The sequence below is a fragment of the uncultured Roseobacter sp. genome, from assembly GCF_947495275.1.
Taxonomy (GTDB): Bacteria; Pseudomonadota; Alphaproteobacteria; order Rhodobacterales; family Rhodobacteraceae; genus Roseobacter.
In genome coordinates, this window is the sequence record NZ_CANLYL010000003.1 from 486,633 (window position 1) to 510,516 (window position 23,884).

The 23,884-nt window shown below is 54.8% G+C and carries 26 protein-coding genes and 1 tRNA gene; 7 read left to right on the forward strand and 20 right to left on the reverse strand.

The features are described 5' to 3' along the window. The first annotated feature begins 10 nt into the window (after positions 1-10). The 4 genes from Q0802_RS08930 to Q0802_RS08945 all read left to right on the forward strand — a co-directional run bounded on the left by Q0802_RS08930 (position 11) and on the right by Q0802_RS08945 (position 3,523). A complete protein-coding gene (locus Q0802_RS08930) occupies positions 11-622 on the forward strand; it encodes a glutathione S-transferase (RefSeq protein WP_298916667.1) in 612 nt (203 codons plus the stop codon). A gap of 199 nt (positions 623-821) precedes the next feature. Next, the gene (gene petA / locus Q0802_RS08935; protein WP_298916670.1) at positions 822-1,382 is read left to right on the forward strand and encodes a ubiquinol-cytochrome c reductase iron-sulfur subunit; all 561 of its coding nucleotides are present in this window, start codon (positions 822-824) and stop codon (positions 1,380-1,382) included. 12 nt (positions 1,383-1,394) lie between these two features. Then, positions 1,395-2,723 carry a cytochrome b gene (gene petB / locus Q0802_RS08940; RefSeq protein WP_298916673.1) on the forward strand — a complete coding sequence of 443 codons (1,329 nt, stop codon included), beginning with the start codon at positions 1,395-1,397 and terminating at the stop codon, positions 2,721-2,723. 14 nt (positions 2,724-2,737) lie between these two features. After that, positions 2,738-3,523, forward strand: a complete 786-nt coding sequence (locus tag Q0802_RS08945; RefSeq protein ID WP_298916678.1) for a cytochrome c1 — start codon at positions 2,738-2,740, stop codon at positions 3,521-3,523. Between the two features lie 434 nt (positions 3,524-3,957). Here Q0802_RS08945 and Q0802_RS08950 read toward each other — a convergent pair whose 3' ends face one another. The 5 genes from Q0802_RS08950 to dapF form a co-directional block, all read right to left on the reverse strand. Beyond that, on the reverse strand, positions 3,958-4,107 hold the full coding sequence (locus Q0802_RS08950) for a hypothetical protein (protein ID WP_298916681.1): 150 nt from the start codon (positions 4,105-4,107) through the stop codon (positions 3,958-3,960). 126 nt (positions 4,108-4,233) lie between these two features. Continuing rightward, positions 4,234-4,908, reverse strand: coding sequence for a Crp/Fnr family transcriptional regulator (locus Q0802_RS08955; protein WP_298916683.1), 675 nt, complete (start codon positions 4,906-4,908; stop codon positions 4,234-4,236). A 148-nt stretch (positions 4,909-5,056) separates the two neighbouring features. Beyond that, on the reverse strand, positions 5,057-5,416 hold the full coding sequence (locus Q0802_RS08960; RefSeq protein ID WP_298916686.1) for an antibiotic biosynthesis monooxygenase: 360 nt from the start codon (positions 5,414-5,416) through the stop codon (positions 5,057-5,059). Positions 5,417-5,507: 91 nt separating this feature from the next. Next, the gene (gene mtaB / locus Q0802_RS08965) at positions 5,508-6,761 is read right to left on the reverse strand and encodes a tRNA (N(6)-L-threonylcarbamoyladenosine(37)-C(2))-methylthiotransferase MtaB (RefSeq protein WP_298916689.1); all 1,254 of its coding nucleotides are present in this window, start codon (positions 6,759-6,761) and stop codon (positions 5,508-5,510) included. Next, positions 6,758-7,591, reverse strand: coding sequence for a diaminopimelate epimerase (gene dapF, locus Q0802_RS08970; protein WP_298916835.1), 834 nt, complete (start codon positions 7,589-7,591; stop codon positions 6,758-6,760). Before dapF ends, mtaB begins: the two co-directional genes overlap by 4 nt. A 106-nt stretch (positions 7,592-7,697) precedes the next feature. Here dapF and Q0802_RS08975 point away from each other — a divergent pair. Next, positions 7,698-7,773: transfer RNA gene (locus tag Q0802_RS08975), tRNA-Lys, on the forward strand. Between the two features lie 99 nt (positions 7,774-7,872). Here Q0802_RS08975 and Q0802_RS08980 read toward each other — a convergent pair. Both Q0802_RS08980 and Q0802_RS08985 read right to left on the reverse strand, forming a co-directional pair. Beyond that, positions 7,873-8,091 carry a hypothetical protein gene (locus tag Q0802_RS08980; RefSeq protein WP_298916692.1) on the reverse strand — a complete coding sequence of 73 codons (219 nt, stop codon included), beginning with the start codon at positions 8,089-8,091 and terminating at the stop codon, positions 7,873-7,875. After that, positions 8,088-8,369 (reverse strand): hypothetical protein, encoded by a 282-nt coding sequence (locus Q0802_RS08985; RefSeq protein ID WP_298916695.1) that lies wholly within the window; start codon positions 8,367-8,369, stop codon positions 8,088-8,090. Before Q0802_RS08985 ends, Q0802_RS08980 begins: the two co-directional genes overlap by 4 nt. 78 nt (positions 8,370-8,447) lie before the next feature. On the opposite strand from Q0802_RS08985, the gene Q0802_RS08990 reads away from it, so the two are divergent. Further along, positions 8,448-8,987, forward strand: coding sequence for a hypothetical protein (locus Q0802_RS08990; protein ID WP_298916698.1), 540 nt, complete (start codon positions 8,448-8,450; stop codon positions 8,985-8,987). Positions 8,988-9,004: 17 nt separating this feature from the next. Here Q0802_RS08990 and Q0802_RS08995 read toward each other — a convergent pair whose 3' ends face one another. The 9 genes from Q0802_RS08995 to Q0802_RS09035 form a co-directional block, all read right to left on the reverse strand. Next, entirely contained in the window at positions 9,005-10,999 is a 1,995-nt protein-coding gene (locus Q0802_RS08995) for an ATP-binding protein (protein ID WP_298916701.1), read from the reverse strand. Between the two features lie 396 nt (positions 11,000-11,395). Further along, positions 11,396-12,109, reverse strand: a complete 714-nt coding sequence (locus Q0802_RS09000) for a hypothetical protein (protein ID WP_298916705.1) — start codon at positions 12,107-12,109, stop codon at positions 11,396-11,398. Then, entirely contained in the window at positions 12,093-12,887 is a 795-nt protein-coding gene (locus tag Q0802_RS09005; protein ID WP_298916708.1) for a terminase large subunit, read from the reverse strand. Before Q0802_RS09005 ends, Q0802_RS09000 begins: the two co-directional genes overlap by 17 nt. Continuing rightward, positions 12,877-13,488 (reverse strand): hypothetical protein, encoded by a 612-nt coding sequence (locus Q0802_RS09010; protein WP_298916711.1) that lies wholly within the window; start codon positions 13,486-13,488, stop codon positions 12,877-12,879. The genes Q0802_RS09005 and Q0802_RS09010 overlap by 11 nt, the downstream gene beginning before the upstream one ends. Continuing rightward, on the reverse strand, positions 13,485-13,739 hold the full coding sequence (locus tag Q0802_RS09015) for a hypothetical protein (RefSeq protein ID WP_298916714.1): 255 nt from the start codon (positions 13,737-13,739) through the stop codon (positions 13,485-13,487). The genes Q0802_RS09010 and Q0802_RS09015 overlap by 4 nt, the downstream gene beginning before the upstream one ends. After that, complete coding sequence (locus Q0802_RS09020) at positions 13,732-14,115, reverse strand: hypothetical protein (RefSeq protein ID WP_298916717.1); 384 nt, start codon at positions 14,113-14,115, stop codon at positions 13,732-13,734. The genes Q0802_RS09015 and Q0802_RS09020 overlap by 8 nt, the downstream gene beginning before the upstream one ends. Before the next feature lie 153 nt (positions 14,116-14,268). Continuing rightward, on the reverse strand, positions 14,269-14,871 hold the full coding sequence (locus Q0802_RS09025; protein WP_298916720.1) for a hypothetical protein: 603 nt from the start codon (positions 14,869-14,871) through the stop codon (positions 14,269-14,271). A 2-nt stretch (positions 14,872-14,873) separates the two neighbouring features. Next, positions 14,874-16,226 (reverse strand): DUF4055 domain-containing protein, encoded by a 1,353-nt coding sequence (locus Q0802_RS09030; protein WP_298916722.1) that lies wholly within the window; start codon positions 16,224-16,226, stop codon positions 14,874-14,876. Beyond that, on the reverse strand, positions 16,223-16,489 hold the full coding sequence (locus Q0802_RS09035) for a hypothetical protein (RefSeq protein ID WP_298916725.1): 267 nt from the start codon (positions 16,487-16,489) through the stop codon (positions 16,223-16,225). The genes Q0802_RS09030 and Q0802_RS09035 overlap by 4 nt, the downstream gene beginning before the upstream one ends. Positions 16,490-16,768: 279 nt before the next feature. On the opposite strand from Q0802_RS09035, the gene Q0802_RS09040 reads away from it, so the two are divergent. Further along, positions 16,769-17,431 carry a hypothetical protein gene (locus tag Q0802_RS09040; RefSeq protein WP_298916728.1) on the forward strand — a complete coding sequence of 221 codons (663 nt, stop codon included), beginning with the start codon at positions 16,769-16,771 and terminating at the stop codon, positions 17,429-17,431. 379 nt (positions 17,432-17,810) lie between these two features. Here the strand turns inward: Q0802_RS09040 and Q0802_RS09045 are convergent, their stop codons facing one another. From Q0802_RS09045 to Q0802_RS09060, 4 genes are all read right to left on the reverse strand, one after another. Beyond that, positions 17,811-20,897: a hypothetical protein gene (locus Q0802_RS09045; protein ID WP_298916731.1), complete on the reverse strand. Its 3,087-nt coding sequence runs from the start codon at positions 20,895-20,897 to the stop codon at positions 17,811-17,813. Between the two features lie 149 nt (positions 20,898-21,046). Continuing rightward, positions 21,047-21,307 carry a hypothetical protein gene (locus tag Q0802_RS09050; protein WP_298916734.1) on the reverse strand — a complete coding sequence of 87 codons (261 nt, stop codon included), beginning with the start codon at positions 21,305-21,307 and terminating at the stop codon, positions 21,047-21,049. Positions 21,308-21,457: 150 nt separating this feature from the next. Next, the gene (locus Q0802_RS09055; protein ID WP_298916737.1) at positions 21,458-22,549 is read right to left on the reverse strand and encodes an integrase family protein; all 1,092 of its coding nucleotides are present in this window, start codon (positions 22,547-22,549) and stop codon (positions 21,458-21,460) included. Between the two features lie 395 nt (positions 22,550-22,944). Further along, the gene (locus tag Q0802_RS09060; RefSeq protein ID WP_298916740.1) at positions 22,945-23,487 is read right to left on the reverse strand and encodes an RNA 2'-phosphotransferase; all 543 of its coding nucleotides are present in this window, start codon (positions 23,485-23,487) and stop codon (positions 22,945-22,947) included. Positions 23,488-23,884: the final 397 nt, after the last annotated feature.

Here is a 23,884-nt window from a genome sequence, read left to right on the forward strand (position 1 = left end):
GGAAATGCCGATGAAACTCTTCCACTCCCCTGCGTCGCCATTCGTGCGAAAAGTTGTCGTTTTGCTCCATGAGTTGGACAGGGCAGATGAGGTTGAAATCTCGGATGTGACTTCGACCGCTTTCGCAACGGATGAAGGGCTGGCGGCGAGCAATCCGCTGGCCCGTATCCCGGCGCTGGTGCGCGACAACGGCACGACACTTTATGACAGCCGGGTGATCACCGCTTTTCTCAACGATCTTTACGGCGGCAGGATGTATCCGACCGGCACATCGCGGTGGGAGACCCTCACGTTGGAGGCAACGGGAGACGGTATCATGGATTCCGCGGTTTCAATGGCCTATGAGGCGCGATTGCGTCCTGAAGAAATGCAATATGGCGACTGGATCGAGGCGCAGTGGACCAAGGTGTCGCGTGCGATCTCCGTTTTGAACGCACGCTGGATGAGCCACCTGTCGGGTCCTATAGACATGGGTCACATCTCGGTAGCCTGCGCGCTTTCGTACGTCGATTTTCGGCATGGCGCGCGGAACTGGCGGGCGGGCAACGACGCTCTGGCCAAATGGCACGAAAACTTCGATTCGCGGGCGTCGATGCAGGCGACATTGCCCCCTGTGGGATAGACTCGCGCGGCGAATGATGATTTCAACGCAACATACGCATGGAATTCGCGAATTCTGGGCATGCCTGCGACGGTTTGCGCGTGTTTGGTCACTGGACGGCGCGTCAGCACAACGCTACATACCCGCATGAGTAAGGCTGCGTTTTTCGCGGCCAGTTTGACTTTTGGCCGATCATTGGCCCTGGAAATGGAGTAAACCCGTGTCCCACGCAGAAGATCACGAAGGCACCCGGAGGGATTTCCTTTATTATGCGACCGCCGGAGCCGGTGCCGTCACCGCCGGAGCGGCCGTTTGGCCCTTGGTCCACCAAATGAACCCTTCCGCGGACGTGCGCGCCCTTGCCTCGATCCGTGTGGACGTTGGCGATGTCGAGCCCGGCACGCAGTTGACCGTGAAATGGCTGGGCAAGCCGGTGTTCATTCGCCGCCGCACCGAGGAAGAAATCTCTGCCGCGCGCGATGTCGAATTGAGTGATCTTCCCGACCAGAAAGCGGAAAACGCGAACCTGAGCGGTGACGCTGATGCGTCTGACGAAAACCGCGCTCTCGACGAGACCGGCGAATGGCTGGTGATGATGGGTGTTTGCACGCATCTGGGCTGCGTACCTTTGGGAGATGCAGGCGATTTTGGCGGCTGGTTCTGCCCGTGCCACGGATCGCATTACGACACATCCGGTCGTATTCGCAAAGGGCCTGCACCGACGAACCTGCCGGTGCCTGTCGCAGAATTCGTGGACGAAACCACGATCAAACTCGGTTAAGGGAGACATCAGATGGCTGGAATTCCTCACGACCATTATGAGCCGAAGTCAAACGGTGAAAAGTGGCTGGCCTCGCGCCTGCCCGTAGTTGGTCTTCTCTACGATACGTTGATGATCCCAACCCCCAAGAACCTCAACTGGATGTGGATTTGGGGCATTGTGCTAACCTTCTGTCTTGCGCTGCAGATCGTCACCGGCATCGTGCTGGTGATGCACTACACGCCGCACGTCGATCATGCGTTTTCGTCGGTCGAGCACATCATGCGCAACGTGAATGGCGGCTACATGCTGCGGTATATGCACGCAAACGGCGCTTCGCTGTTCTTTATCGCGGTTTATGCCCATATTTTCCGTGGTCTCTACTACGGGTCCTACAAGGCCCCGCGCGAGATCACATGGATCATCGGCATGCTGATTTACCTGATGATGATGGGCACTGCCTTCATGGGCTACGTGCTGCCATGGGGTCAGATGTCTTTCTGGGGCGCGACAGTTATCACCGGCCTCTTTGGCGCAATCCCCTTCATTGGTGAAGCATTGCAGACTTGGCTTCTGGGTGGACCAGCGGTGGATAACGCTACGCTGAACCGCTTCTTCTCGCTGCACTATCTTCTGCCCTTCGTGATTGCAGGTCTCGTGATCGTGCACATCTGGGCCTTCCACACTACGGGCAACAACAACCCGACCGGCGTCGAAGTGCGCCGCACATCGAAGGAAGAAGCGGAAAAAGACACGCTGCCCTTCTGGCCTTACTTCGTGATCAAGGATCTCTTTGCCCTGGCGGTTATTCTGGCCGTGTTCTTCGCCGTTGTCGGCTTCATGCCGAACTACCTGGGACACCCCGATAACTACATTGAGGCCAATGCGCTGGCGACACCTGCACACATTGTGCCTGAATGGTACTTCCTGCCATTTTACGCGATCCTGCGTGCCTTCACCGGCGAGGTCTGGGTGGTGCAGATCGCCTCCTTCTTCACCGGTGGTATCATCGACGCGAAGTTCTTTGGTGTTCTGGCGATGTTTGGTGCGATTGCCGTTATGGCGCTGGCACCCTGGCTTGACACCTCTTCCGTCCGCTCGGGTCGTTATCGCCCGATGTTCAAATGGTGGTTTGCGCTGCTGGTTATCGACTTCTTCGCCCTGATGTGGCTGGGTGCGATGCCGGCAGAAGAACCCTATGCGACCTTCTCTCTGATCGCATCGGCCTATTGGTTCGCCTACTTCCTCGTGATCCTGCCGTTGCTGGGTGTGATGGAAAAACCGCTCGCCCGTCCGGAAACCATCGAAGAAGACTTTGCGGCACACTATCCCAAGTCCTCTGACGCCACGCCTGCAGAATAAAGGAACACAAGATCATGTTCAGAACATTTACGCTTAGTGTCGTGGCGGCTTTCGGGCTGGCCACGTCCGGTCTGGCAGCGGGTGGTGAAGGTCACGTCGAGGACTTCGATTTTTCCTTTGAGGGGCCCTTTGGCACCTACGATCAGAACCAGTTGCAACGCGGGCTTCAGGTCTACACCGAAATCTGCTCCGCCTGCCACGGCCTCAAGTTCGTACCCATCCGCTCGTTGGCTGAAGAAGGTGGACCCCATCTGCCTGAAGATCAGGTGCGGGCCTATGCCGCGAATTTCGAGGTTTTCGATGCCGAACTTGACGATTTCCGTCCGGCGCTGCCAGCTGATCACTTTCCGGAATCAGGTCTTGAGAACGCTCCCGATCTGAGCCTGATGGCCAAGGCGCGGGCGGGTTTTCATGGCCCCTACGGTCTCGGCATCAATCAGTTCTTCAAGGGCATTGGTGGCGCGGAGTACATTGCCTCGCTGCTGACCGAATATACTGGTGAGGAAAAAGAAGAAGCGGGTGTGACGCTCTATGAGAACAAGGCTTTCCCCGGAGGCTGGATTTCCATGGCGCCCCCGCTTTATGGCGAGGACGTCGAGTTTGCCGATGGCCATGAGAACGACCTTCATCACATCGCCGAAGATGTCTCGGCCTTCCTGATGTGGACAGCAGAGCCGAAAATGATGGCGCGCAAGCAGGCCGGTTTTGTAGGTGTTTTGTTCCTGACGCTGCTCTCCGTTCTGCTTTACCTGACCAACAAGCGCATCTGGGCGCCTGTGAAGGGCAAAGAAACGTCCTGAACGCCTCGGAAATTCTGAATTAAAAAAACCCCCCGTGCATTTGCTGCGCGGGGGGTTTTCCGTCTGCACCTTCTCAAGGAAGGCTAATGACAGACCCTGGGGAGAGTCAGAATCGGGTGGTTGGAGGCTTCACGGTTAGTTGGCAGCTAAAAGCTCTTTCGCCGTGATCTCATCCCTGTCCCATACCGTTAAATTCGTTTTTCGTTACCAACTTGCTGGCCTTGATATTCAAGGCGAATACTCGTTACCGGTCACCGCTAATAAATTAACAATACCTTGACGGGCGATCCCTGTATGTGAACTGGATCACATTGTGGGAATTTCGTGCGATTTTTTCATGACGTGAAGCGGTGCAAATCGTGCCCAAATTGAACTGAGACACAACAGTTCCAATACGGATTGTGAGTTGAACAGCCACCTGCCAAATCCTTCTTTCAGAAACGTTTGTGGGTTTTGTCGACCATTGACTGAGCCACGCGAAATTCGCGGTCAGTCTCTACCAGCCACGCAATCATCGCCTTGACCGGAGACGGTTTTGGCGGTTTGCGGGTTGCGTCGATTGGTGTCTTGTTAGGCCGTTCCATTTTAATATCCCTTTTGTGCCTTTCCCGGAAATCGCCGGGGGTGTTGGATCAGAGCCCTATACCTCTGATGCTCCCAACATGGCGCAAAAACGAATCAACGTCTGTGAAACGGGTCACATGCCGCAATTAAATCTGGTGTAAATCTGCCATGACCTGCAGGGCGTCGCGGTCGAGCACCTGAACCCCGCCGCGCGTGGATTCAATGACCCCTGCGCGTTTCCAAAGTGACAGGGTCTTGGACACCGCCTCCCGCGTTGCGCCGACAAATTCCGCAAGCTCGGATTGTGACAGGGTCAGCGTCGAAAGATGGTCCGAGCCATCTACCGTGAGGTAGAGTATCTTGCGCGCCAATCGCGCAGGCATTGGCAGGAAGACCTGCTCATTCAACTGGCTGCTCATCCAGCGCATGCGCTCTCCGGCCAATTGGATCATGTCAATGCCCAGGTCCGGGGCTTCGCGGATGGCGCGCAGCATATCAGCGTTTTTGACGCCTCTGAGACGGGACTTCTCGATTGCCGTGACAGTTGCGGTGCGCGTCCCAGGATCGAAAAGCGCTATTTCCCCGAACAATGCACCAGGGCGCATCACGTCCAATGAAAGCTTGCGCCCTTCCCGAGACAGCACGCTGAACTCCAAAGAACCTGATACAATTGCGTAGAGCGTATCTCCAATGTCTCCCTGCTCGAAGAGCACTTCTCCTTCGTCCAGCGCGACCTCTGTGGCGACCGATGCGAGGAGTTCGGACAGATTCTTGGATGCGTGGGCAAGAAATCCCGTGTTCGGCAATGTAACTGTATCCATTTCGGACCTTTCCCAATTCCGGTCACCCGACTGTCAAGACGGGCAAGCGTAGCCTGCGCATGCGCCAGTTTCAATCATAACGGGCATCACCGTTAATTCTGATGGCGCATTTGTTGGAGGAGAGAAACCAGAAGGCATCGAAAAAAGGTCAGCGATGAAACCCGCTGATCCGCGCATCAAATGTGGCACCCAATCCGGCCAGAGCGGCGCGAACCTCATCATTTGAAGGTCCATAGACAGTGAACCGCACCGCCTCAAAGGTCGCAAAAAACCGATCTGCGAATTTTTCGCCGAAATTGCCCAGATGAACCATGACGGCCGCATTGTCAGCATAGCGCTCCAGCACGGTGCAGCGCGTTTTGTCGGCATTCACGTAGTACTCGTAAGTCAAAGCGCCCGGTTCAGTTTCACGAGTGGCCGCAACCATCTCTTCAACCAGGGGCTGGACTGCATCCCCTTTACCGTCCTGGATATTCATTTCCAGAACCCATTCTATGTGATCTTCCAAGTCACCTCTCCCACAAGGTGCTTTCAGAGTAACGATCAACGCCTTCGATTGTCACGTCATTTCTAGGGATCAGCTACACAAGACCGTGCGTTCATGCCAGAAGAACGTTGTCGCGACCGCCTGTGATCGTCAGATCAACGATCTGTCCTGTCGGCTGTGGCTCTGAAACACGGACTTCGCAAAACTGTTCTGTACGTCCCATATGGGGCGCTTCCATGAGGATTTTATGAGAGCGTCCCAACTGGGCCGTAACATGTTGCTCCACCTGCGTGGTACCTGCCGCTCGCAACCGGGCAGCACGCTCCTTGATCGCCTTGCCCTCTACGGCAGGCATTCGCGCTGCTGGAGTGCCGGGACGAGGCGAATAGGGGAACACATGCAGCCATGTGAGATCACATTCTTTCACCAGGGCCAGCGAGTTCTCAAACATCGCTTCAGTCTCGGTCGGGAAACCGGCGATTATATCTGCACCAAAGGTCATATCGGGGCGCAGCTTGCGCGCCTCTTGTGAAAATCTGATCGCATCGTCGCGAAGGTGACGCCGTTTCATGCGTTTGAGGATCAAGTCATCCCCGTGCTGCAGCGATAAATGCAAATGCGGCATTAGCCGGGGTTCCGTGGCGATGGCCTGCATCAGGTTTTCATCAACTTCGATGCTGTCAATGGAACTGATGCGCAACCTCTGAAGGTCTGGCACCAATCGCAGAATGCGCATCACCAGATCACCGAGTTTGGGTTCTGCCGGCAGGTCCGCTCCCCAGCTTGTCAAATCGACGCCGGTCAGGACAACCTCGTTATAGCCTTTGTCGACCAGCCGCTTGATCTGATCGACCACAACGCCAGCAGGAACTGATCGCGAATTTCCACGCCCGTAGGGAATGATACAGAAGGTGCACCTATGATCGCACCCATTTTGCACCTGTACATACGCGCGGCTGCGGGTGCCGAACCCATCGATAAGATGACCGGCTGTCTCGGTAACAGACATGATGTCATCCACCTGAACGGCCTCGGTTTGACCTATGAAATCGGTTGCCAGCCCTTGCCAGGTTGAATTCTGCATCTTCTCGGTGTTGCCGATCACCGCGTCTACTTCTTCCATTTGGGCAAAGGTTTCAGGCTCTGTCTGGGCGGCGCAGCCAGTGACGATCAGGCGTGCATCAGGATGCGTGCGGCGTAGTTTGCGAATATCCTGACGGGCTTTGCGCACGGCCTCGGCGGTCACGGCACAGGTATTCACGATCACCGCGTTCCTGAGGCCGGCAGCTTCGGCAAGCTCCTTCATCGCCTCGGTCTCATAGGCGTTCAGACGGCAGCCCATCGTTGAGAAAACGGGGGCGTTCATGAAATCTCATCCAGAAAGGCGGCGGTCAGAGTGCCGTCGAATACATGGGTCGTGGGTCCGGTCATCCAGACGCCGTCGTCTCTCCAGTCAATATGGATCGTGCCTCCATCCAGGTCGATCCTGACCTTGCGACCGGTAAGCCCTTTGCGCGCTGCCGCAACGCCCGTGGCACAGCTCGATGACCCGGACGCCAGGGTGATCCCGACGCCCCGTTCCCAAACACGCATTCGAATATGGTCGGGGCCTATGATCTGCGCGATCTGAACATTGGTGCGCTGGGGATAAAGCGGGTGGTGCTCGTGCGCTTTGCCAAAACTGGCCAGATCGACAGCTGCCACGTCATCCACAAAAAACGTGCAATGCGGGTTGCCCATACCCGTTGCGACAGGAGATCCCGTGATTGGAAGCGTCAGCGTATCCATTGCAGAGGCAAGTGGAATCTCAGACCAATCAAGCTGAGGTTGACCCATGTTCACGGCGGTCATCCCATCGCCCGCATCACATGCAGACAAAGGGCCGCGATCTGTACTGAGTTTGAGTGTCGATTGTCCCGTCTCGTGCATGACAAAACGTGCAATACATCGCGTTGCATTTCCACAGGTCGCAGAAAGCGATCCGTCTGCGTTATAGAACGTCAAATGCAGGTCTTCGGCACCGTTGGTAATGACGGCAAGCTGATCAAATCCAACGCCTCTGTGGCGATCGCCAAGCGCTTGTGCAAGCGCAGGTGTCACATCAATATTTTGGGCGCGCGCGTCCAGCACGACGAAGTCGTTTCCCAACCCATGCATCTTCATGAAGGGTAATCCGAGCTGATGATCACTACGCATTTCGGCCATATAAGCTGCCGCGGCAAAACTATCCAGTATGTCTGTTGAAAAACAACAATTAAGGGCTTGACCCTCCCCCTGCACCTTTCTAAGTAAGCCGCCTAGTGGGCCGTTAGCTCAGTTGGTAGAGCAACTGACTTTTAATCAGTGGGTCACAGGTTCGAATCCTGTACGGCTCACCACTGTTTCTCCAAAGAGATCAAGACGATGAAGGCCGCCCTACTGGGCGGCCATCCTCTTGCCTTTCCGGGTTCTGCAACAATTCTACAACAATAGGCAGTTTACACCTTCGCTGCGACAAGGCGGCTGCGTAAAATGTCGATCTGGTCGATGGTTTGGCAGAGCGCCCACGGTGACTGGCGCTCCTTGTCGATCAATTGCGCTGCAATCTGAGCAGCAAGACGTTGTGTCGGCTTGCCATAGAAGGCATCTCGGTCACTCAGCGTTGCTCTCAGGTGCTGTTGTAGCTTCGTCGTTGCACGTATCTGATCGCAGTTCATGCTGCCATCTCCTTCGCAACAACTTGAGCAAGGCCTTCATATCGCGCCTGCATTTCGCGCAACTTCTTTGCCATCTGCTCGATTGCTGTGACGGCAAAGCCAAACTCTTTGCTTGCCATTAGGATCGAAAGAACTTCCCGATCATCTTCGTTCTGAATGCACAGCTTGTGTCCTGCAACCAGCATTTCCCTTGCTTGGAAACCTATGTCGATTTCATCAGGGTGGGTTGAGAGTATCGCAAGAGTGCGGGTAAGGTTTTTATCGGTATTGTGGATCATGGCGTTTCCTTTCGTTTTGCCATTTGTTTCGCTAAGTCATCGTTGAACTTTAGCTTGCAGACAAATTCGCAAATCAGAATGGAGTTGAATATGGGCGGACAGGGGCGTGAACCTAACAAGCTGACGCCCCAAGAAAGCGTAGCTTTCCAAAAGGAACTCGAAGACTTCCAGCCAGAAAAGCCCATGGACAGTGACGATGCCACAGGCGCGCCGAGCGGCAAGCGATACTCACGGGAGGTCGCGTTTCGGGCATGGGAATACCTCGAAAGGCACGATCCGGCAAAGCCATTACCGACTTGGGTGTCGGCTTACCTACGCGATGTGGCTGGCAGGGTACTCACAGATCTTGGACCGCTGGGCAGCTTGTCACCCGCTTCTGCCCATGCAGCAATTGGCATGGTCGGTGAACAATGGCCATCGCATCACCCAGATTCGGTCTATTCGATCATCAGTGCATGGATCGACCCGGATCGACCGGGCGGCCCGTTGGTCAGCGGGCGTAAAGCTGGCGCTGTGCGCTATATCGAAAAATACATGAAGAACGATCCCAATGCCCGCGTTGACACCGTGATTGAATGGTATCGCAAGGGACAGAAGGCTGCAAAGAAGTTGGGTTGAATAACCTTAATTTTGCGTCACTCATCTAACAGAACAGCGGTGAAAGCCTGATTTCGCTTCTTGGCCATCTCGACGAGGGTGTCATATCCGAAGGCCTGAATGAAAATCGAACCGTCCCGGCGATAGCGTGTCCAAATCTTGGGATTGTAGTCATTTGAAAAGTCGTGTTTTCGCAGCACTTCAACTAAACTCGAAGTCAAATCTGCGATGATATAGGCTTGGCGTCGGGCCACATTACCAAATGACATGTGCTGCCCGTCTGTTCGCGTTATTCCACCCGCCGCAATTGCCTTTTCTAGCGTCTCGATCACTTGGGTAACCGGGTCGGTCTTGGCCGGTCCAAACCGATAATCATTTCGACTCGGTTTCTTAAACTCTACGATAGTCAGGCTGGTACCGTCTTCATCGCCGAGCACCATTGTGTCGTCATAGAACAGGAGGTCCGTTACCTTGTCACCTTTCTTGCGCCCGCCGCCATGCATCGTGCGATCACTAGAAACGTAGGGCAAGAAAGCCAATGCGTCGTCAATGAGCCAAAGGTTGTGCTGGAAGTATTCAACGTCGGTGCTATCGCTGAAGCGACGAAAAATCAGGGAGTGAACATCGTCTTCGGAGCCTCTGCGGTCGCTGTCGTCGAACCTCCGAGCAGCGTCGATCAATTCAATGATGCTTTTGCGATGCAAAACATACTCGGCCAAAGCCTCTTTCTTGCCTGCGTCAATCCGACTGGCCAGTTCCTGAATATTTTCTATGTAAGAGTCTGGGTTATTGGCGGCTTCTGTAATCTGCTTCAAGAGATCGCCAGTGTTTCTATATCGGAGCAAGGCAAGGTCTTTGACGAATTCCTCCGCCCCCCAATTATTGGGCTTGCGTTGGACGTATTCAGAGAGGGTTTGCCCGCCCAAACCCAGACGCAGTATTGGGTTCTCATGGAGCGCCAGGTTTAGCTCTGCGGCTTGACCCGTCTTGATCTTCTCGATCTGCTGTTGCTCACGATCTTGAATCTTCTCACAGACAGCGCCCACAATTTCTTCAACTGCCTTTGGCGGCAGGTCCAAGCTGGTGCGCGAGTCGTTCAGGCGGGTCTCAAAGGCATCGCCTCGCACGACAGCAACAATGATAAATTTGCTGTCGTCCTCATCCACGAAGTGCGTGGCACCTAACTTGTTTGACAGGTCGCGGGGGTGTCCAACAATCCGGTCCGCCGCAGCGAAAAGAAGGCAATGGCTTTTGAACTGTCGCGTCTTGGGTATCTTGGTCAGCGTGTAATTCAGGGCGCAGGTTGCGCCGTCGATGGAGGTGTCGATCTGGCCCGCGGCATGTTCAACGAATACTGCCTTGAAATAGCTGGTGATGTTCTCTGGTTCTTCATCGTCGAATTGCAGATGAATTTCAGGCAATCCACGATACAAGAAATACGGTAAAAAGTGCGATCCAATTTGATCCTTTACATCCTGCTTCGACAGTCCGCCGATAAGCTCGAACCAATCAGCCAGTGGCTCATCCAACTCGACACACAAACCGCAACCGGAAAAATCAGGCTCACCGTCGTGAAAAATGATTTCCTCGTCTTGCGAAATGTCAAAGCGGAAGGTCTTTGCCGCCTCGGCAGCAGATGTTTCAAACCTGCTGGAGTAGTGAATACGCGAAAACACCTTGAACGCTATGAAGCGACCAAATCCGCGTCCGCGTTTGCTGAGTTTGTATCCGCTGAAAGGAGTCCGAAACGACTTATAGTTTTCGTCATTCAAACCTACGCCATTATCAGTGACACTGATCAGCACTTTGTCCGGATCGTTTAGGTTTTCGAATTTAACGAGAATTTTCCCTTTCCGAGAGGCTTGGTCATCAAAACGCTGTTCGATGCCATCCATTGAGTTCGAAAGGGCCTCGAATACTGGTAGCAGAAAGCCTTGCACATTTACCGACAAATTGGTGCGCTCAAGAACTGCCAGCATGTCCGGCTTGATCAAGGCATCCGCCTCAGTCGCAATGTGATCAAAATCTTCCAAATTCTACACCTCACAATTGACCCCATTCTTCTGATTTTCGCATCCGTTAGTCCAGCCGAATCCTGCATCGCTTCGTTGGTTCTCAGCTTTTGCCTACCCTTATCCTGAGCGGAACCGACCTGCGCCCGCGACACAGGCAGTGCTGGCTCATTACCAACAGTCCTCACGAGGCACTTGCCCCAAGCCTTCGCAGTAGTGGAACACTTCATACAGGTGCGGCGGGTATTGGTCCGCGAAGCGGCGTAGCTCCCGGTCTGATGGTTCGTCTGTCCATTCGACGATCAGTGATGTCTTGTCTGACTGGTCGCCAGTGGTGCGGGACGGGTCATACTTGGGTGTTTCGGTTGTTACGATCTCATAGGATGCCATGCTGTTGCCCTTTCCGTGCTGACAAAATTACCAAAATCCACGCAGGGGGCTTTCGCCCACATACGCGCCAATCGTCCGATGATCTGACAGCCAGAGCGCGAGCGCGGCAGAAACGGCAAGGTCCGCGTGGCCGAACTTTGTGCCACCTTCGATCTTGACGCGCCCGCTTGCCCCTACATCCGCTTCGAAGCTTTCAAGCTCCTGCCTCATGAGGTCGCGGGCCTCGAAATTACCGATGGTCAGGTCGCCTGTGTGGATGGCTGAGTTCAACGCCGACAAAAGCCGGGTGCGCCCCACATTGTTGAAGGTGCGCCCGCGTTCGTTGGTCTCGGTCTCGTTCTCACCGGCCACCATCTGAACGCGGGTGTGCTGAACCGACTTCGCGTCGAGCAGATCGCAGAAGGCCCGCCCGACGCCGGAAGAATCCACGACGAGATAGGCTCGACCCGCGATGGAAGGATCAAGCATCAGGTTTCGGGTGACGATGGCGAGGTCCGCGTATGACATGGCGGGCAGATGGTCCGCCCGCACGATCTCGCGGCGGCGCTTGGTCAGTTCCTGCCGCCCGTTTGCATCGTAGTAAGGCACCCGCTCGTCGAGCAGGATGGAATAGGCGTTGCGGTCCTGCGCCTGCGCAATATCGAGGCCCACGAGGAACCTGCGATAGCCTTTGACGATCTCGACCGCCGGATCAGGGTTGGGCAGGATCAAGTCCTCGCCCTGTTCAACCAAGGCCTGCATAAAGGTCTCCTAGCTTGAGTTGTGGGGTGTCTGTGAAGGCAGCGGCAATCGCCGCCGAGTCGAAAAACTGCTGGCCCCGGCCCATCCAGTTCAAACCGTGTTCAACGTCGAATTCGAACTTGGACAGCACCTTTCGCTGACGCGCGACCAGCTTCGCCATGCGCGGTATATCGAGTGAGCAGGCGCGGATGCGTTCGACTTCGGGATACATCTCCCAGTCGCTCCACATCTCATAGGCCTTGCCCGATTTGCCGCCGGGGGTGGTGATCAAGATCGTCTTGGCGTTGTCCTCCGCGATGCTGAGTGTTGAGCCATAGACAGCATCCGGGATGAAGGCGGCTTCGTCGTAGATCAGAAGCCCATTCTTGACGCCATAACCACGGGCTTGCTCACCGTCTTGCCCTGCTGGGACACAGACCACAGACGATCCGTTCTTGAGGTGCAATTCAGTCATCGTGCGCCGCTTAGCTTCAATGGGCAGCGCCATGCGTTCCCAAGTGTAGGCGATCTTGGAAAACAGAAGTTGGGACTGCGCCAATGTCTTCGACAGGATGATCACCTGATGCTCGGGCTTGAACAATTCCTGCCCCGCCATCACGCCCACAGTCGTCGATTTGCCAATACGCCGCGACGCCAACACCATTATGATGTCTGATACGGAATTCATCAGCCTGCGCTGCCAGTCATCAGGCGGGCCACCGACAACCCTCTCAAGCAGAAGTTCCGGTTTTACTCGCTCATGCAGAGTGCGGAGGAAAAGGCCCAGATCATTCGACATCGAGCGGAATCCGCCGTTCTTGAACCACCTGCCGGAAAGTCTCGAATGCGTCGGGATGCGCTTGGAACACCACCCACAGCACATCCATCAGTTTTTGAACGTCCGGGTGTTCGTTCAGGCCCAGCACAATCGTCGTTTTGTCCCGAAGATTGGAATAGACCTTGAGCAGGTTTTCGTAGCTTTTGTTCTGGTCACGGAGCAACTGCATCATGGGGGCCAGCACATCCATCAGGTTGTCGCCTTCGACCATGTCGTTGAGGGTGCGATATAGCCGCCGCTGCTCTTTGAGGATGCCTTCAATGCCGCCTTCGATCTTGTCTTGGGCTGCGTTGACTTCATGGTCGAGCGCATCCGAGTCGAGCTTGTTCGCCTCCACCAGAACGATCTTCTCGACCTCTGGCGTGATGAACCGCTTGCGGAACCGGGTCAGGCTTTCCAGATCGACACAGCACCGTTGCGCGATCTCCTTGAACTGGCGGCGGCGCAGAACGCAATCAAGCACAACCTCGACCACATCCGAACGGGCGCGGATGGTGGAGCGTCGGCCCTTGCCCGTTTCCACAGGCAACGCCTCTTTGATGCGATCATAGTTGATCGTCATGCCGCTGCCCGCAATGTGCGCCCAGCCAGTTCAACCATATGCGGTGCCATCCGACCAATCACGCGGCGCGCGTCCGCTGCATAGATCGGATGGTCACCAACCCGGCGGATGAAGTCGGGTTCTTCCGCTGAGAAAAGGCAATCAAGAATGGCATTCCGCGCAAGGGTCACATCGAACTCGCGTACCGTGCGATAGACGCCCGCCAAAAAATCACGGGCTGTGGAATCAGCAGCTTCGTTGAGATCAGTCATTCGAAATGATCTCCAAAGTCGTGCCAGCTTTTTCGGCTTGGGTTTTGGCGCGGCGATATACGGATGTATCTCTGGCTTGCGCGCGGGTCAGCTGGATTGGTTCAGGCGCAAGGTTCGCCCGAATGTCGGCTGGGGAACCGCCGCGTTCCAACAGGGTTTTAAGCTGTGTGAATTCTTCCGCCTGTTGCTTTTCGCGGGCATCACGCTCGCGTTTTGCATCTTTGACTTCATCCAGCAGCTTTTCGGCGTTACTTTTCAGTCCGCCGATGGAGTCCTCGATTTGCTTCGTAAGGGACTCTTGCATCGCGTCCAACAGCTTTGGCGTGGCGCGTTCGATAAACTGCTCCATCAGCTTATCATTCTGGTCTTCTGACATTTCGTGCTCCTTTCACGTTCGCACAAAGAAAAAGAGCAGGCCCAGGGGAGGCCTGCCCTTCATCGAACGTGAAGAAAAGCGCGACTCCCGGCCATGCAGAAACACAATAAGTGCCTGTGAAAGCTCAACAAACCGGAGAAGAAGGTCTTGTTCCTATGCCGCGGCCAAAACATAGGTGTTGCGCTCGTTGTCGCGAATGACTTCGCCTTTCGCCACGGCATTCGAGAGAACCTTTCGGATCATATGATCGCTGCAATCGCCATCGGTCGCGACAATCAACTCCTTAAACTGGCGAGGCTCTTTGAGCAGGGGCAAGACAGTCTGGCGAACAGAGGAATAACTGGCTTTTACATTGCATGGTTTTGAGGGCTTGGCCTGCTTGTGGCGCATGGTTTGAACATGCGCTTCCGCCGTCCAAAGTTTCCGAGCATTTTCGACATGCGAGAACGGGTTGCGCCCGGTGAATGTCTCCGGGTCAAAGTCACGGCCTTCAAGCACATCTATGGTCAGTCTGCGGAGTTTATCGCCATCAAGCTCAACGAGGCCACACAGCTCATTGCGTCGCCGCGCCCAGCCACCTTTGGCATCCGTCAAAAATGCAAGTGCGTCCCGGCGGGTCACGTCTACATTGTCGCCGTTCGAGCAACTGAACGCTGGCCCAAAGAGGTCATACAAGGCGCGAAGAATGACAGCGCAGATCAGGGCGTGTTCCGGGGATGCGCCTGCATGACCTCCAAATTCAGGGTCGAGCAACACACTTATTCATCCCGCGTGCCGATGATGGCTGAAATATCCCCGCCATCTTCTTCGATCATATCCTTTTCATCTTCCCATGACCGATCTGCGCGGACAATCTCGCCCTTTTGCAGATTTTCATGCAGAGTGGCGCGGCTGATGATCCCAGACAGATAGAGCTTCATCTGCTGCTCGATCATCTTGGGTTCCATGCTGCTTTCGATGAAGTCCCGCGACAGCGTAACAGCGGCTTCGTCGGGATTATCCCCGACCCATTCAGCAGCAAGGCGCAGAAGGCGGTTCAATGCGGTCTCGACGGAAACAACCACGCCATGCAAGAGCGCCAGTTCTGACCGAGTACGCTGCGTCGCTGTGTCGATTGTCTCGTTCCGGTTCATCGTGACCGACAACATGCGCGCACCTAGCGTTGCCATCGTGTCGATTTTCTCGCCCATCAACTCTTTTTGGGCCGCGACACCTGCGCCTTGGAATTCGAGCATCCCGACTTCCGTGCCTTCGGGCAAGGTCCAGATAGCGCCAGCACCAATCTGCGTTGGAACCTTGTCGGCTGAGATTGACCCCGCAACCCAAGGCGTCGGGCTGGCTGTCAGGTAGATCGCGTGTTCCCGGTCACAGGAATTCTTGAAATGGCTCAAGGCGACTTGGCACAGCGACAAGAACGGCGGCGTCACATGCTCTGGTCGCAGCCCTTCGTGGCTGACCATTACAAACGGGATAAAATCGAGAGCGCGACCATTGACAGTGGGAATGATCTCGTCGCCTACATCAACCCGGTTCTTGTGCTGATCCCGGATAAACCGCCGGAACTTGTAGATCGTATCTTCAAGGATCAGTTCGTAGATGACGTCCGCGCCTTCAAAGTCTTGATCAGAAGCCAGATGCACCCGTGTCAGCATTTTCTTGCCATCGACAAATCCCGTGTCGAAGTCTTCGATGGTCTCGGCTTTGAAGGTCGAAAGATGCGGAACCGTATTGGCCGTGTTCCCCTCGGCGGGGAAGTCGAGCAGTATACCAAAGCGGCCCATAGACATAACTTCGCGCACCGCATCCTCGATCAGGATCGACATGGGCGCGGCTTCGTTGGTTGCGTTTAAACGCATCGGCTCAATTCGCGGCGGCAGCGACACAACGGGGTCTTTACGCAGAGCAAGACCGACAAGGGCGCGAAGGGTCATTTCCGGTGCACCGTAGAAGCAGCCGCGATCAAGATAATGGGCGTAGTTCTGCGCCGACATGCCCTCCGGCTTTGGCACATAAAGCTGCCCCTGATCCTTGATAGCGTCTTCGCCCTCAAGGCTGTCTCGGATCAAGTGATACTGGGATTGCAGGCGATCCCATCGCGTGCGCCGTGTCATTGCGTCAGGACCAACGAGAAGACGTGACGATATGGAATTGCAAATCGCCCGTTGCCCGAATGGACATACAAACCGTCCCCATAGCGGCTGATCATAACGTTCTCGACCGTGACATCGGATTTGTCGGGCGCGCGCAGCATTTCGCGCAAGCCAGTCTGCAAAGTGCTTTTGGGTGTTGGGATTGGGAAGCTGGCCGATGAGGAAATACTGGTTTCTGTCAGCACGCAGGCTTCGATCCCGTCGTCTTTCAATGTGATGCGCATTGTTCTTCTTTCGTTTGGGTGAACGGCCATCCCAAAAGGAATTACGCGCGTAGATGGCCGTTCGATGAGCCGAGACGCGCAGGTCGAACATAAGAAGAACATGGGTGCTGGTGTTACCGGAAAAGCAGGTGGAGTGAGGTTGTTTTGAGGATCAACCTCGTGCCATTCATGCACTCTTCCAGCGTTCGGGAAAATCACGATTTATTCACTTCACGCATGATATTGTCATTTCATGCGTAATAGCATAAATTCATGAAGTCCCAACCTGAGGAGAGCCCAATGGCCTTTCGTGCAGATGAAGCCGCATCCAGCGGATACGAACGTGTAAAGAAATACCTCATCCCCGTGACGTTTGAGCCGGAGGTGCGCAAGGAGAGTGAAGAAGCGTTGCTCGACTTAGTTGATGAACTAGGCCCAGTTGTCGAAGGTTACCCGTCTTGGCATCCTTTGGTGTCAAAGCATAGTGAGCGTCAGCCTGAGACAACGCCGAGTGAACGCACTGGGTATCAAGGGGTGGACCATACTCGCTATTTCGCTCATGGCTTTATCACTTGTCCCTATGGCGGCGTTGATAAGGTCATCGACTCGGCCTTTGCCATCAATCACCATTGTGCGGGCATCACAGCCGAAGAACTGGATGTTTCATTCTACACAGAAGGTGCAAAGCCCATTGTGGTTAAATGCGAGTGGCCGGAACCGCTGCTGCCCGGGAAGTTGATCCCTAAAAAACTCGCCGTTCCACTGATGCTGGAGCAGGAGTTACCCTGTTGGCGTTGGTCAAGCCGTGCCGAAAGATGGGAGACAATGCGGCCTTATCTTTTGGGCGAGCCGCATGGCAGCAGATCATCACTATTCGTAGACCAAGAAACAGCACTGGCAATGAAGCGCGCCTACATGGCCATGGTCGAAAGCGGAATGTTTGGGCCTTTGAAGATGGGCTGACCGGGGCGGTCACAGATTTTTGCTGAGACATTTCCGAGTGTGGGGGCGGGTTTCCGTATCAGCGGAAGGGGGTTCCAAAAGGTGCCGATCTGTATCTGCGACTTGGTCGCAACTGACTGTTGCAGCATTGTTGTAGAACCCATCCAACCACTTGATGTACAATGTAAATTCACCAGTGCGATTGATCGCCAATCAATTGGTCATACGCAAAGTATATCAGCATTGTTGACATATCACGGATAGACCGCCGCGAGTGACAGTTTCAGCACGTCCACATCGTGGCAATGCAATCAGCAGTTTATACCGTCACTGCCGTTAATAGAGATACATACTATTAAGAGGAGTGACGGTATGACTGCGACCAAGTCGCATCTGCGTTTCACCGATACTGCGCGCCATGCCACGGCCATGCTGCTGGCTGCGTTTCTGCCGCAAGAGCATCGGCGTCGATCTCCCAACCTTCTGCCGTCGTCACCGTTCCCGTGAACACCGCGCCGTCGTCATCCAGCCACGGCTCACGTTCGAACGATTCCTGCAACTCACGCACCTCTTGCATGTGCCGCGATGCTTCCTGCATGGCGTCAAACCTTGCTGCATTGTCGTCCTTCCTCAAAACAGGTTCTCGCCAATCGACGATCTCAAGTCGGTTACATAAGTAGCGCCAACCGCCATCACCGATCCAGACGCGCCGCCAGTGATTGTCACCACGCATCCTGACCTCAATGAACTCGGCTTGATGCTCCATAGCCCAGCCGAACAGGTCGCCGAGACTCTGTTTGATCCCGTTTGGTGACATATCCTCAAACTTGCGAAACAGCATCTGCGCCATCTTCGGCGTGGCGACACGAACCGGCGCACGGGCATATTCCATTTCCTCCGGCAGCAGATCGTCGAACCGCTGCACCTCGTCCACCTTCACGGGCAGCACCATGTTGGTGAACAACCTGATCTCGCATCCTTGCCGCACATGTCTCGCCCGCGCCGCTGCCTGCATCATCGCGCCTTCGCAGACGACCCAACGCACATCCTCAACGCGCGCATCGGTATGACGTTCACACCAAGCCATGCCAGCACCTCCGACCATCGCAATCGGACGTTTGGGATACCACTGAGTAACGGAAACAATTGGATCGCCGTCTTGATGGATAGCGCGCGCCATATCCTCAATATCCTGCGGCGCAGGCAATGGCCGGCCCACAATGTCGATCCTGCCACCGGCCCAATCGTTCAACCCCTCAACAGCGTTGAACCAGCCCGCAAGCATCATGTTTTCGTCATTAAGTGCCTTATAGGAAAAAAGATAGCGTCCTTCGGAGACGCGTGCAACATCTGCCCGGAACTGCTCAGCCCGCGCTGTTTCCTTCTTGTCCGTCTCATCCCACTCCTCGACTCGGTCGCCCGTGCCGTAAAGCAGTGATTTCTTCGACGCGTTGATCGGGATTTGCGTGACCTTTGCGTCTTGGTGTTTCTCAACCTCAATAGAAACCCATTCATCAACTGGAAGAACGGCTTCGATCATGGAGCGTTTGATAGTAGCCGAAAGGACTAAGACCGGTACGCGCGGGCGGTCTGTCTGGTTGTCCCAAGGGATGCCCGCAATCTTCTGCCGCCAGTTTAGGTAGACGCCTTTCTTGTTCGGTGTGACACGGAGCCGATTGAGCGATCCAGTTTCGAGAGCATCGCGCAGGCGACGCCAGAACGAAGCATAACGATGCCACAACCCGTCATAGTCCCCCGCTGCTTTCAAGGCCTCGGTTGCCGACATGTCGGGCGTGATTTCCACGTTCGGTGCAAGAGCGGTTTCGGTCTTGATCAACTCCTTACAGACTTCAACTGTGAAACCAGCCTCGCGCAGTCGGTCAAGTGTCATGCCCGCTTTGATGACCTGAGCCAACTTGAGCAGCCATTCGCCCATGTCGTGCCGCATCACGTCGCACAGGTCTTTGACCTCGACATACCCCTGCTTGATCAGCGCGCCGAGAAAGTTCTCGTCGATCACAACGAAATTCGGAACGCGGCTTCTCCCATGTTCTTTGGCAATCTGCAACGGAAGGTGGGCATGGGTGCGGATGCGCAGATCGTGGGTCAGCGACTTGTCCAGTTGATCCCACCATATGCAGCCAGGTCGATCCGAACACTGCGCCATTTCGTTCCCGCAAAAAGTCTGGCGTGTCTCTTTGACTATTCCTTGCACCTTCGAGATGGCTTCATGCTTGGTGCAGACCGGCCGACCGTTCAATTCTTGGCCGCGACCAAGCTCCGTATAGGCGGTCATACCGTGCGAGCGGGCGTCAGCTTCGATCTGCGACGATAGGTTGTGGTTGGGCACATATAGGTCGGTGAAGAACATGCCGTTGATGTCGGCCTCATACCGAGTTTCTACGCCAAGCCAGTGCAGCGCCCAGTGCGTCTTGCCAAGACCGGCCTCTGCCTCGATCACTTTCACACCCGGCTCGCGGGTCTGAACAAAAGCCTTGATCTCGTCACTGAGTGTCTGACTTGCCTGCGCGAGAGGTATCTCTTCTCTCGTCGTGGGAAACGCTTTCCGCTTTCGCCGCGCCCCGCGAATATTGTGGAAGCGGCTTTTGATGTATCGCTCACCAAACTCGTGCCTATCTGCCACTCGAACGCCAAGCCGCTCATATTCCTCTGACAAAGAGGCCCAGCACTCCGTGAAGACGCTTTCTGGGAATGCGGTGCGATAAGCGGTCATGAATTTCCGTACCGAGTCGTGGCGATTGCTCGCATCCCAGCGGAGCGTCGGCAACTGACCGAGTGCAACAGCAGGTGCTACTTCGATTTCGATCATGTCGGGCAGTTTCGGAACATCGACGGGACCAGCGATACCGTCAACAAAGAAAGCCCGAATGGGGTGTGGATCATCGAGACCGCGAAGATCAGGTCTTGCGGTGAAAACGAAGCCGTTGGGCTTATAGATACCATAGTCAATGAATTTGCGATCAACGCCCAGACGCTGGGAAAGTTCTGAGTTCCAATGTTCCGCGTGGATTTGTTGCTCGGTTAAGTCCATTGGTTCGACTTCAAACGCAACACGAAGGCGATGGCCGGATTTAAATCCCGATGATTGGGAAAACGCATAAACAAACTGACGGTCGTGAAGGAACGGCAGGGCAAATCGTATAGCTTCTTCTGCTGTTCCATCATATTCGAGCGAGTCGAGATCGACGATGCAAATCTCAGTTTTCACATCCGTAAAGTCTAGGCCGGTTCGACCGCCGCTTTCGATTAACGGCTCACCAAGAACAAGCGCTGCGTTAGGGATGTCCGCGAGCCGGTTAAGCAGGTCTCGCAGACTTTCGAGATCGTCAAATGAATGGCTCTTATAGACAAATTGCTTGGCACGCCGAAAGCCTTCGGCGTTTTCATCTTGCTCTGGGCCTTTAGAGCCTTTCCGCCAGACTTTTCGGAGTTCAGTCCCTGTGCATGTCGCTGTAAATACTTGCATCTGCTTCTTTCACACAGACGCTATTACCTTGTTTTCTGGTCGAATTCCATCAAAGCGTGACTTATAAGCGAGTTGTGGATGCGATAGTTTCGCTTGCTCGTGATGAAAACGACTGAGGGACGAGGTATTAGCGGCTTCGTCCCTCTTTTTCAGTTAACGCGATGAGAACGCGCCCAGGCGAGAACGTCCTCCCGATCATACAAAATGGTCCGGCTTGAAATGTGCAGGAATGGCGGGCCGCTGTCCTGTCCGGCGTTGCGTTCCTTGCGCCAAAGATAAAGCACTTCCTCGGAACGGTTCAGGTATTCGGCGCATTGGGCGGGCGTCATCAAGTCAGGCAAGGTCTGCTTGACCTGCAACGTCCGCAATTCGTCGCGCAAAGCGCGGATTTCTTCTGTGAGGTTTTCCATCGTCGGCTCCAATCTCACGTTCAAATAAGACACGGGCCTGTTGATGATGCTGGTGGGTGCCCTCATGCGATCCGGCACCAGCCCCTGATGAAACGCAATAAGGTCATGTCAGTAGGTTCTGCCGCACAGCGACACCGACACGGAACGACGTTATCGCCTGCTGCCGAGCTGAACAACATTCGAACAAGGTACTGCCCCGCAATCCATCTCAATTTGGTTCGCAATTGCGTTCGCATGTCGATGCGATGCAGAACCCTGATCGTAGATGCCCTGAACACCTTTCTCCACATCACCGCGCAATTGGTCGATGATGTAGGCGGGCAGATCAGCGCGGCGGGCAGCGGTTGTGAACAATCGGCGGCAATCGTGGGGTCTTAGAATGTCCTTGCCATTGGACAGGCGTTCCGGGTGGTAGATGTGCTTGGCCGGATCATGCTGCGGGAATACCCATTCGCTGTGCTGCGGCAGCGCCTTCAACAAGGCGATAGCGCGGTCAGCCAATGGGAACACACCTAAGCGCCCGTTCTTCAAACGTGCGACCCGGAGCTTGCCCGCTTCTAGGTCAATATCCTCCCAGCGGAGGGTTATCACATTGCCTGCACGGAGGCCGGTGAATAGCATCAGTTCGAAGGCTGCGGCGATGATTTGATTGTAGGTGCGCTTTGCTTCGATAAGGTCCAGCGCAGGCCATTTTTCATCCGGGTCAAACTTAACCGAGTTGTCGGGCTGGTAGGTCTTGGTATCGACTTTCAAATCATTCGCGACATTGAAGCAGCGGCGGACGGCAGCGGCCCGTTTAAAAGACGTTCGGATGATCTGGGCGAGGTGCTTTCGGGTTGCCGTGCCTTTGTGGCGCATCACGACTTCCTCAAGATGATCAAGGGTGATGTCTTCGATTTTCATCCTGAACAGGTCAGCCATGTTGTTGCGCACCTGCGCTCGATATTCACTTTTTGTTCTTTCGGAGGCGTTGGAGCGTTTGATGTGGGACTCCAGCGCATCCCCCAGCGTGTGGATGCCTGTCGATGCAGCATCCGTGCGGGTTGTCATTTCCGCCATCTTTTCCTTGGCCTTGTCACGTGCGGCGAACACGGTGGGCAGGTCGGGCCAATGGCCGAGAGTAATGGAGCGCACCTTGCCGTCGATGCGCTTCGACAGAATCCACGTCTTTGTGGTGGCCCCAACAGCGAGGCGGATGCCGCGAGCATCAGGGTCGGCTTTGATTGTGAAATCGGAATACATTGTTGTTTTGCCGGGTGTCGGTTTGATCTTTGCAACTTCCGGGCGGTTGGTTAGGTTATGGTTTGGCATTGCTCTACAACATCCTCTGCAACATTCGATAGCTGCATACTATGGCATACAACCATAAGTTGACCACTTGTTTTTTGTTGTAGAACAGTGCTTTACCTTGTTTTTATGGCATATTCCGGTGAAGCCCCGATGTAGCAAAGTTCCCTTTTAATCAGTGGGTCGCAGGTTCGAATCCTGCACGGCTCACCACTTACACAGCTGAAAGTGTGAATGAACCATAAGAGTGCAGATTTGCAGCATAAGCTTGCAGATCCGGTTCTTCACATTGACCGCCGAAAAAGACTTAAGTTCGAACCATGGCTCGTGGAGCGCTGATTTGCAGGCCGTTACTCGGCAGTTATGCCGAATCCCAAATAGACTGCTGGCACTTTGTCTGTGAGCCAAACACGGTTATCAGCCTGGAAGAATTGAAAGCCGTCTTCGAACATCCGCAGCGCATCGACACGCAAGACGACTGGTTTTCCGTGTCGTTGGCCAACTCGCTCTGCTGTGTCGGGGTTTAAAGAGAGGTGAACTTGGTGTCGACGCCCCGGATTCAATCCATTGGTGAATATTGAATCCAGACTTGCGCTGGCCGTGCCGTGGTACAGTTCGTCGGGCGGGCGTTGGGGTACCAAGCCCAAATCCACATCAATTGAGTGACCTTGAGCCGCCCGGATCCGCAGACCGTCATCGGAAAGGGTGAAGCGTTTTTTGTCGCTGCTTTCGACCAGTTGAAAGAGCTCTTCGCGGCTGAGTTTACGGTTGGCTTTTTTCAGCTTGCTCAGCAGGTCATCAACTCGAGCCCAGCCGTGCTTATCAAGCTGAAGACCGATCTCTTCAGGTTTATGCCGAAGTACCAGGCTCAAAAATTTGCTCTCTCTGCTCATGTGTGAACTTCTCACCTTTTGGGATTTGGAAAGCTCTTATCATGAAGCCTCTGAGCACGAAAACTTGGTGGAACCAAAAAAAGAACTTTGAGCCAATTGCCAGACGCTCTCGCCCAAATTGGATGACGTTCAAGCCCGCTACACTCTGACCTTGAAAATTGGCGGGAAGCCGTCATTCGCTGCAGCGCGGCAGAAATCTAAACAAGCCGCGAAAGCGGACCTTCTTCACTCAGATCTCGGAGGCCTCTCTGCTTTCTAGGGCGGCTTTGGATGGCCGAAACTCTTTTGTTCGACGGGCCTTCTACCTTTTTCGCCCCGGACGTTGCGTCAAGGCAGACCCTGCCGCTGACTTGGCCGCTTTAGATGCCTTTGGGTTTCGGAGTGTTTTTGAGGCCGC